Here is a 4,968-nt window from a genome sequence, read left to right on the forward strand (position 1 = left end):
TTTGCGACCGTTCTCACAATCGGAATGCATGACAGATCTTTCGGGAACTATCCAGCATATGGCAACATAATCCTTTGGTCGGCATTCCTTACTTTTCTCGGCGTGCGCGGCATTGGACTGGCAATCCAGTTTCCCGGAATTATCCGTAAAATGGAGAAAAACAAAAAAATTCACTAATTTTGTATTACAAAGTGAACTCTCATGGAAAATGACATAGAAATAGAAGGCATGCGCCTTCATTATGAGGTGTCCGGACCGGAAAACGGCGCGCCGGTGCTTCTGATGCATGGATGGGGATGCGACCACACCACTGTCAGATCCATTGCCAACGCCATAAACAATGAAATGCGTGTCTACAATGTGGATTTGCCGGGTCACGGCGCGACTCCCGAACCGGATTCAGCATGGGGGGTGGATGAATACACCCGCCTTCTGGAAGCTTTTACAGCAAGACTTGGAATCTCCGACCCTGTGCTTATCGGTCATTCTTTCGGCGGCCGCATATCGATACTCATGGCTTCGCGAAACCCCATAAGCAGGGTTGTGCTCGTTGATGCCGCAGGAATAAAGCCCCACAGACCGCTGAAGTACTATATCAAAATATATAGCTTTAAAACTGCGAAAAAGATTTTGCCTGTTATTCTCGGTAAAAAGACAGGCGGAAAACTGATTGACGCGTGGAGAGGCAAAGCAGGTTCCGCCGACTACCGCAATTCGTCCCCCGTGATGAGAGCTGTAATGAGCAGATGCGTGAATCAGGATCTCACCGACCGCCTGCCTATGATCAAGGCTTCGACACTACTCCTATGGGGCGAGGAAGACAAAGCCACACCGATGGCTGATGCCAGACTTATGGAAAAGAGTATTCCGGATGCAGGTCTGGTCAGCTGGAAAGGTTGCGGACATTATTCATTCCTTGACAATCCGGGGGGATTCCGCGCTGTCTTGCGTAATTTCCTTATTCCGGCTTCACGATAAAACAACAACTAAACAGTTTCAATAGAAATGACTTCTTTTTACATTACAATCTATACAATCTGCGGCATCTACCTGTTACTGAATTTCAAATTTGAGATTCAGATGTTCCAGCAAAATTCCTACCGTATCCCAAGATATTGGAAATGGCTGAAAGGGAATTTCGGCTCCGCATGGCGGCTTGTAGACATCGCCGCTCTTTTCCTTGTTTTTTCCACTCTGCTCACCGCTCCGCTGGCTGCGATTGCCGTCTCTCTCATAGCTCTGGTAAAAATATGGCTTATATTCCGTAAAAAATATAAGAAACCCCTCGTATTCACCCGCAGGGTATGGCGTCTTTATTCCGTTACGGCAATTCTCGCCGTCGGAGCTTATGTCGCGATGATAATCACCGGTTTCCATAAAGAGTCAGGTTGGGATGGCTACACCCCTTCCACCATTGTTCTTGGATTTCTCCTTTTTACAACCACATGCTCGTTCATTCCCGTCATATTGGCTGCAATAATTCTGATACCGGTGGAAAAGATGATTCAGCAAAGATATGTGCGTGATGCGAAACGCATATTGAATTCCATGCCGGGTCTCAGAATTGTCGGCATCACAGGTTCCTATGGCAAGACAAGCACCAAACATTATCTGCACCGCATACTTTCCGAGAAATATGACGTACTGATGACTCCAGGATCGTTCAATACTCCGATGGGCGTGGTCAGAACCATACGCGAACACATGAAGCCATTCAACGAAGTCTTCATCTGCGAGATGGGTGCCAAACAGAAAGGCGACATAAAGGAGATATGCGACATAGTACACCCCGAAATGGGGATTGTAACAGCCGTCGGTCCCATGCACCTCGAATCATTCAAGACAATCGAAAACGTTCAGTCAACAAAATTCGAACTTGTCGATGCTTTGCCCGCAGACGGTCTTGCCGTCATAAACAATGATTTCGAGATGTGCGCGACACGCAAAACAGACAATGTACGCACCCTACGCTATGCCATAACCAACCCCTCCGGTTCTGATTACAAAGCAACGGACATCAGATACACGCCCAATGGAACTTCCTTTGTAGTGGAGGGTCCCGACGGCTTTCGTCTTCCGCTTGAGACACGTCTGCTCGGCGAATGCAATATCTCCGACATACTTGCTGCCGTATGCATCGCACTCGCCCTGGGGGTTGACACAGAAAAAATCAGATATGCCGTCGGTTCAATCGAACAAGTGGAACACCGTCTCAGCATCAAGCGCACCCCAGGTGGCGTGACAATCATTGATGACGCTTTCAACTCAAATCCAGCAGGCTCTAAAATGGCAGTAGATGTGTTGTCCCACTTCACAGAAGGCAAACGCATAATAGTCACACCGGGCATGATAGAACTCGGTGCCGAACAATACAACCTCAACCGAGCACTCGGCAGACACATCGGCGAGAATACCGACATAGCAATAATAGTAGGCGAATACAACCGGGATTCACTCACACAAGGAGTAAAAGACACCGACTTCGACACCTCGTGTCTCTACCCGGTCGACTCCTTCAATGAAGCCCAGAAACTACTCGGCAAACTTCTCGCTCCTGGCGACACAATACTCTACGAAAACGATCTCCCCGACACATTCAAATAAAACGGCAGCTCTGCTCACACAAGCCTCCTCATATGAGAATGACATTGGGCGCACCATAGATCTTTCCCTCCGCAGATTATTTCTAACGATTGTTTCAAATGAATCTGCGCTTCAAATGCAGGTTCAAATGAACCTGCATAGTTTCTTTCAAAAAAACATTAAAAAATTTTGGTATATTAGAAATAAACATTAAATTTGCGGAAATTCATGGGGCATTAGCTCATCTGGCTAGAGCGTTTGACTGGCAGTCAAGAGGTGACCGGTTCGATCCCGGTATGCTCCACTAAATAACAAGGAATTGATATTTAAGCAATTACAACTTAACTATCAATTCCTTGTCTGCTTTTATCAGTATAATCTCGGCTTTGCATTTACTTTGTGCTGTTTCTCAAAGTAAAGCAGTTTTAAAGTGTTTACTTTTAACTCAGGTTGGCATAAAGATGTTTTTTCTGAGGGATTCCAGCGAGTTGAGAAAGGAGCGAAAGCAGTAGCTTGGAAATTCACGATGTTTTATGGGGCACGAGACGCATAAGCGTGGGAAGGTTGCACCCTATAAGGTTTCCCGCCACCGACATAAGCCATACTGTCCAGGGAAAATCACATGCCATGCAGTAATAGGCAATGTCTGCCACACAGTGAGGAAATCCGCACATGACGAATGTCGGAATGCCAAGGACAAGAGGCAACCATTGCCCTTCTCTTGCACACTTCACACTTACTGTCATTATAAGACCGGTGAGTATCGAGGGGAAAAACACCCTCAGTCCGGCAGCTTTGCGAATATCCACAATCCTTGCGGCATTGTCTCCAAGAGATGAAAACGCATCCGCGAGCAATACCGCCAAGGCGACACCTGCCGCATTATAGAATAGTATAAGACCAAGCTGAAAAAACTCATTCCTGTCTGAAAAGAATCCTGCCTTCCCTGTGAAAAGTATCCATTTGCCACATACTATCGCAGACAATGCGAACGCAAACAATGCCGCTCCTATTATACCTCCCGACGCGAGGTTACATATCGCGGCTATTCCTATTGCCAGTCCTGCCAATACCGAAAAATAAAGTCTCTCCATGTCTCTTTGCTGTATTTTTTTTTACAAAATTAACAAATATTTTTGAATACATCATGCCGGATTGACCGCTGAAACCGTGCCCCTACTCTCAACTGGCAAGTGCAAAATTAGCGATTTGACGGAAGAAAACATTTTTAGGCGAGTCAAAATTCAGTTTTTTGCGAGGTCTTCGGTTGATTTTTTGCTGGATTTTGCGAATGAAAGCATCCGTTAAGGTTGAGAAATCAGTTCCTTTTGGGATGTATTGACGGATGAGTTTGTTGGCATTTTCAATGGATCCTTTCTGCCATGAGGAATATGAGTCGGCAAAGAAAACAAGATTAGGATTCTTAGTTCCTTTTGGAGCGAGTGCTTTGGATATCATTTTATGGGCACAGAACTCGGATCCATTGTCGGTTGTTATCGAGCGTATGGTTTTTCTGTAAGGAAACAACAGTCTGATGACGACCTTTGCCAGCGGTTCTGGATGCTTGCCCTGTGGCAGCCTTTCCATGAGCACCATATTTGTGCTTCTTTCTGTAAGTGTGACAATCGCTCCTTTGCCGTCTTTCCCCACTATGGTATCCATTTCCCAGTCTCCGAACCGCTTGCCGTCGGCTTCCGCAGGTCGTTCATGGATACTTACCCGTTCAGGTATGTTCTTCACTTTTGTGGTGCGGTTGGGACGTCCGTGTCGGTTGTATTTCATCTTGTGCCGGCAATGAGCGGCGAGTTCCCCGCTTTCGTCAGCCCTGATGTGGCGGTATATCAGCTCGTGTGAGATAAATTTGCCACGGCATTTCATATCGGCAGAGATCTGTTCGGGAGACCAGTCCTCTTCCTTGAGCAGATCCAGTGCTTCCCATACTATAGCGGGATCCTTTGCATGGTTGGCGGTGGTTCTTTTTCTGCGTTCCATTGCCTTGTCATGAGCCTTGTCCCACAGATAGTTGCCTTTCTCTGTTGAGTTCCGTCTTATCTCACGGCTAAGTGTTGGCTGACTGCACCCCACTATGGAGGCGATATCTTTTCTCGGAGTCTTTCTTTGCAGTAAGGCGAAAATTTGCGACCTTTGCTGCGAGGTTAATTGATGATACATACTGCAATACAAAATTAGTTAATCTCAGGGAGACTTCGGTCTCCTTTTTTTGTATTGCCGGTTGAAAGTTACCTTTGGCGAGACTTAATATCGGATTGGGGAGGGGCTGTGGCTTTATGAAGCCCCATCCCCAATCCGCCATTAAGTCTCGAACGTCAAAAATTTGTAGGGCTATTCAGAACGAAATTTTTGCACTTCGTTCTTGAATGTTGA

4 protein-coding genes and 1 tRNA gene are annotated in these 4,968 nt (G+C 46.4%); 3 read left to right on the forward strand and 2 right to left on the reverse strand.

What is annotated here, in order from left to right; genetic code table 11:
- Positions 1–201: 201 nt before the first annotated feature.
- From JX312_RS09070 to JX312_RS09080, 3 genes are all read left to right on the forward strand, one after another.
- The gene (locus JX312_RS09070) at positions 202–978 is read left to right on the forward strand and encodes an alpha/beta fold hydrolase (RefSeq protein ID WP_204457776.1); all 777 of its coding nucleotides are present in this window, start codon (positions 202–204) and stop codon (positions 976–978) included.
- A gap of 27 nt (positions 979–1,005) precedes the next feature.
- Positions 1,006–2,604 (forward strand): UDP-N-acetylmuramoyl-tripeptide--D-alanyl-D-alanine ligase, encoded by a 1,599-nt coding sequence (gene murF / locus JX312_RS09075; RefSeq protein WP_204457777.1) that lies wholly within the window; start codon positions 1,006–1,008, stop codon positions 2,602–2,604.
- 209 nt (positions 2,605–2,813) lie between these two features.
- A tRNA-Ala gene (locus JX312_RS09080) sits at positions 2,814–2,887 on the forward strand.
- Between the two features lie 217 nt (positions 2,888–3,104).
- Here JX312_RS09080 and JX312_RS09085 read toward each other — a convergent pair.
- Both JX312_RS09085 and JX312_RS09090 read right to left on the reverse strand, forming a co-directional pair.
- Positions 3,105–3,692 carry a hypothetical protein gene (locus tag JX312_RS09085; protein ID WP_280119153.1) on the reverse strand — a complete coding sequence of 196 codons (588 nt, stop codon included), beginning with the start codon at positions 3,690–3,692 and terminating at the stop codon, positions 3,105–3,107.
- 73 nt (positions 3,693–3,765) lie between these two features.
- A complete protein-coding gene (locus tag JX312_RS09090; protein ID WP_204457778.1) occupies positions 3,766–4,755 on the reverse strand; it encodes an IS30 family transposase in 990 nt (329 codons plus the stop codon).
- Positions 4,756–4,968: the final 213 nt, after the last annotated feature.

Source organism: Barnesiella sp. CU968, from assembly GCF_905219685.1.
GTDB lineage: Bacteria > Bacteroidota > Bacteroidia > Bacteroidales > Muribaculaceae > Lepagella > Lepagella muris_A.

Bases quoted from the DNA above. Each gene is read 5' to 3' on its own strand.
- JX312_RS09070 (WP_204457776.1), top strand. From the start codon at position 202: ATGGAAAATGACATAGAAATAGAAGGCATGCGCCTTCATTATGAGGTG.
- JX312_RS09090 (WP_204457778.1), bottom strand. From the start codon at position 4,755: ATGTATCATCAATTAACCTCGCAGCAAAGGTCGCAAATTTTCGCCTTA.
- murF (WP_204457777.1), top strand. From the start codon at position 1,006: ATGACTTCTTTTTACATTACAATCTATACAATCTGCGGCATCTACCTG.